The organism is Candidatus Accumulibacter vicinus (assembly GCF_000584955.1).
Taxonomy (GTDB): Bacteria; Pseudomonadota; Gammaproteobacteria; order Burkholderiales; family Rhodocyclaceae; genus Accumulibacter; species Accumulibacter vicinus.
The window spans coordinates 11,208-11,638 of record NZ_JDSS02000004.1 but is presented as its reverse complement, the minus strand read 5'-3'; the positions used below and the strand labels follow the sequence as shown (position 1 = coordinate 11,638).

Annotated in this window: 1 pseudogene; it reads right to left on the bottom strand. The window is 70.1% G+C overall.

The window, feature by feature from the left end:
* Nucleotides 1-431 (bottom strand): annotated as a pseudogene (locus CAPSK01_RS00215) (hypothetical protein); the annotation flags it as partial.

Sequence of the window (431 nt, the reverse complement as noted above, 5' to 3'; positions counted from 1 at the left end):
AAGGCAGAGGGAGGGTCCGCGAAGTGATCCCGGCCACGGTCGCCGCTGCCGGCAGCCACTTGGCGCCGCCTGTCCATAACAGCGATTGTCCTGGCGGCATGCCGGCCGCGACCGCGTTGCGCAGACGCTCCTGTTCGAGCAGCGTTTCGAGTTCGGCCAGATCCGGCGCCGCCGGCAGCTGCAGCGTACGCAGGCCGGCAAGTTCGCCATGCTGGTGGTGAACCAGCGTCAGGGTACGAGCGAAACCGATCCCCAGCCAGCCGTCGGCAGGAATCGCAGGACATACCCGGTTCCAGACGCGAACCAGCGCCGGGGTCGCCGAATCCAGCCGCCAGCCCTGCGTGCGCGCCAGCCCTTCGAGCGCCTGGTAGAGTTCCCGCGGCAGCGCGCAGCTCACGAAAGGCGCCGCGGCCTGCCAGTCGGCAGCCAGC